Raw genomic sequence first — 3,819 nt, forward strand, 5'->3', positions numbered from 1 at the left:
CTCCTCCTTGTCCCCCTCCCGTGCCGGGGACTTCATGCAGTGCCCGTTGCTCTACCGGTTCCGGGTGATCGACCGGTTGCCGGAGAAGCCGAGTGAGGCGGCGACGAGGGGCACGCTGGTGCATGCCGTGCTCGAGCGGCTGTTCGACGCTCCGGCCGCCGAGCGGACCGCGCCGCGGGCGAAGGAGCTGCTCCCGGGGCAGTGGGAGCGGCTGCGCGAGGCCAGACCGGAGTTGGTGGAGCTGTTCGCCGACGACCCGGACGGCGAGCGGCTGGCGCTCTGGCTGGCGGAGGCGGAGCGGCTGGTGGAGCGCTGGTTCACGCTGGAGGATCCGACGCGGCTCGAGCCGGCCGAGCGGGAGCTGTTCGTGGAGGCGGAGCTGGACTCGGGGCTCAGGCTGCGCGGGATCATCGACCGGGTGGACGTGGCGCCCACGGGCGAGGTGCGGATCGTCGACTACAAGACGGGCAGGGCCCCCCGCCCCGAGTACGCCGAGGACGCGCTGTTCCAGATGAAGTTCTACGCCCTGGTGGTGTGGCGGCTGAAGAAGGTCGTGCCCCGGCGGCTGCAGCTCGTCTATCTCGGCAGCGGTGACGTGCTGACGTACGACCCGGTCCCCGCCGATCTGGAGCGGGTGGAGCGCAAGCTGCTGGCGCTGTGGGAGGCGATCCGGCTGGCCACCGAGACCGGTGACTGGCGGCCGCGCCCCACGAAGCTGTGCGGCTGGTGCGACCACCGGGCCCACTGCCCGGAGTTCGGCGGCACTCCCCCGCCCTACCCGTTGCCCCTGGGACGGACCGCGGCGCCGGCGCAGGGCAGAATGGGCGCGGACTAGCGAAGGAGACTCACGTGGCCATCCGCGTCCTACTGGTCGACGACCAGCCGCTGCTGCGCACCGGGTTCCGGATGATCCTGGAGGCCGAGCAGGACATCGCGGTCGTGGGCGAGGCCGGAGACGGTCTGCAGGCTCTGGACCAGGTGCGGGCCCTGCAGCCCGATGTGGTGCTGATGGACATCCGCATGCCGCGGATGGACGGCGTGGAGGCGACCCGGCAGATCACCGGTCCGGAGCGGGACGGTCCGGCGAAGGTGCTGGTGCTGACCACCTTCGACCTCGACGAGTACGTGGTGGAGGCGCTGCGCGCCGGCGCGAGCGGCTTCCTGCTCAAGGACGCGCCCGCGGGCGAGCTGGTGCAGGCGATCCGGGTGGTCGCGGCCGGCGAGGCGATGCTGGCACCGAGCATCACGCGCCGGCTGCTGGACAAGTACGCCACGCATCTGCCCTCCGGCGAGGAGCCGGTGCCGAACAGCCTGCACACCCTCACCGACCGCGAGGTCGAGGTGCTGAAGCTGGTGGCGCGCGGGCTGTCGAACGCGGAGATCGCCGCCGATCTGTTCGTCAGCGAGACGACCGTGAAGACCCATGTCGGGCATGTGCTGACCAAGCTGGGCCTGCGCGACCGCGTGCAGGCCGCGGTGTACGCGTACGAGAGCGGTCTGGTGCGTCCCGGCGCCCAGTAGGCCGCCCCGCGCACGCCGAGGGCGCCCACCTCCCCGAAGGCCGGTGAGGGGGCGCCCTTGGTGTGCGCGGGGGTGGTTCGGCGGTGGTTCAGCTCTTCCCGGGCTTCCGGAACCGGGACACGATCGGGCCGCTGTCGGTGCCGCGGCCGGTCGAGACGCCCGGCCGGGCCCTGGGGGACAGGGCCCGGGGGAAGACCTCAGCCGCTGATGCCCCGGCCGAGCTCCCACAGCTGGAGGGTCGCGGAGGAGTTGACGGCGTACGCGGCGCCCGTGATGGTGTCGCGGGCAGCCACGTACTGCTTGCCCTGCCACAGCGGTATCAGCGGAACGTCGTTGGCGACGATGTCCTGAATGGTGTCCAGGCTGTTGGACGCGGAGAGCCGGTCGGCCTGTCGGCGGGACTGCGGGATCAGGTTGTTGCGGATCTCGCTGTTGGCGTACGGGGTGTTGAGGATGTTGCCCTTGTCGAGGAACGGAGCCAGGTAGTTGTCGGCGTCCGGGAAGTCCGGGAACCAGCCCATGCCGTAGACGTCGTACCGGCGCTTCAGCTCGGCCGGACGGAAGGCGGACCAGGGGGCGCCCTTGATGGCGACGTCGAACAGGCCGCTGTCGTTGAGCTGCTGACGAAGGACCTCGAACTCCTTCTTGGTGGCCTCGCCGTAGTGGTCGGTCGTGTAGTTCAGCGTCAGCTTCACCGGGGTGGTGACGTTGGCCTTGTCCAGCAGGGAGCGGGCCTTGTCCACGCTCGGGTCGCCGTACTTGTTGAAGAAGGCGTTGGAGTGGCCGGTGATGGTGGCCGGGACGACCGAGTACAGCGGCTCGGCCTGGGTGCCGTAGACCTCGGCGACGAGTTCGCTGCGGTTGACGACCTGGGCCATGGCCGCGCGCACGGCCTTGTCCTTCACCGACTCGGCGTCGGTGTTGAAGCCCAGGTAGCGGATCTCCAGGCCGGGCATCTCGAAGACGTCGATGTTGTCCTTGGAGTCGGCGGTGAGCTTACGGATCTGCTCGGGCGTCATGCTGCGGGTCATGACGTCGATGTCACCCTTGTCCAGCGCGTCACCCATGGCTTCGGCGGCCTGGAAGGAGCGCATCTCCACCTTGTCGTTGTTGAGCTTCAACGTCCCCTTGTAGTGGGGGTTCTTGGTGAAGACGGCGTCGACCATCTCCTCCCCGTTGCTGACGTTGGGCTTCATGACGTACGGGCCGGAGCCGTCCACGTCGAAGCCGTCGCGCAGCTTGTCCTTCTCGTATTTCTTGGAGCTGACGATGCCCGCGACGGGCGTCGACAGCTTGTACGGGAAGGTGGCGTCGGCGGTGTTGAGGTGGAAGATGACCTCGCGGTCGCCCTGGGTCTCCACGGTGTCGATGGTGGACAGCAGACCGGCCACACCGCTGTCGGCGTCGATGGCGCGGGCGCGGTCGACGGAGAACTTCACGTCGGCCGCGGTGATGGGGTCGCCGTCGGCGAACTTCAGGCCTTCGCGCAGGGTGCAGGCGTAGCGCTCGTTGCCACTGTCGGTGAAGCCGCACTTCTCGGCGGCCTCGGGGACGGGGTCGCCGTCGCCCTTGGGCTGGATCATCAGGGTCTGCACGGTCTGGCGCAGGACGTTCCAGCTTCCGACGTCGTAGGCGTACGCCGGGTCGAAGGGCGCGGGGGTCTCCTTCGAGGCGGTGAACCGGTCCGTGGTGCCGACGACGATGGCGTCGCCGCTCTTGCCGCCGCTGCCGGAACCGCCACACGCGGCCAGTACCGGCGCGAGCAGACCGGCTACGGCCGGCAGCACCAAAGTCTTGCGGTTCATGCTCGAGTTTCTCCAGAGCTGTCATGTCCGTGTATCCGGCATGCAGGGTTGTCGCGGCGGATCACGGGGGCAGGGGTGATGTTCTCACGGTGAGATTAGTCGGCCCCCGCAGGAAGGTTCGTGGCCACGGGAGTTGAGTTCCCATCACGCAGTGGAGCCGGGTGCGGACGTTCCGGAAACCCGCGACTGGAAGGATTCGTGCAGGGTTCCACCAATCGGGACACAAGGACGCGCGCACAGGCCCCGGAAGGGGGTGGACGGCACACCTCGGACCCCTTGTCGACCTCCGAAGGAGTGGGGAACGTCACACGACCGGCCGGTGTGGCAACCGTCGGAATTCGGCCGTCCGACGGGGTGGGAATTCCCACGGATGCCCGCCGCGGGGCTATTCCCGCGGGGTTTGGCACGCTGGGTGAACGGTTAGCGCATTTCTGTCATCAGGCCGTGCAGAAATGGCAGGTTCACGTCTTCCAGGGAGGGGACGACGGTGCGC

Annotated in this window: 3 protein-coding genes; 2 read left to right on the top strand and 1 reads right to left on the bottom strand. The window is 69.0% G+C overall.

Features of this window, described 5'->3' with window-relative positions; all coding sequences use genetic code 11:
* Together C1I97_RS33055 and C1I97_RS33060 are read left to right on the top strand one after the other, a co-directional pair.
* Positions 1–835: RecB family exonuclease (locus C1I97_RS33055; protein ID WP_111006714.1), on the top strand; the 835-nt coding region annotated here is incomplete at its 5' end.
* Positions 836–849: 14 nt separating this feature from the next.
* The gene (locus C1I97_RS33060; RefSeq protein ID WP_111006715.1) at positions 850–1,521 is read left to right on the top strand and encodes a response regulator; all 672 of its coding nucleotides are present in this window, start codon (positions 850–852) and stop codon (positions 1,519–1,521) included.
* A gap of 197 nt (positions 1,522–1,718) precedes the next feature.
* Here the strand turns inward: C1I97_RS33060 and C1I97_RS33065 are convergent, their stop codons facing one another.
* Positions 1,719–3,326 carry an ABC transporter substrate-binding protein gene (locus C1I97_RS33065; RefSeq protein WP_111006716.1) on the bottom strand — a complete coding sequence of 536 codons (1,608 nt, stop codon included), beginning with the start codon at positions 3,324–3,326 and terminating at the stop codon, positions 1,719–1,721.
* Positions 3,327–3,819 lie beyond the last annotated feature (493 nt).

It is taken from the genome of Streptomyces sp. NTH33 (genome assembly GCF_003236365.1).
Classification (GTDB): domain Bacteria; phylum Actinomycetota; class Actinomycetes; order Streptomycetales; family Streptomycetaceae; genus Streptomyces.

Coding starts and splice junctions, on each gene's coding strand:
- C1I97_RS33065 (WP_111006716.1), bottom strand. CDS start 3,326: ATGAACCGCAAGACTTTGGTGCTGCCGGCCGTAGCCGGTCTGCTCGCG.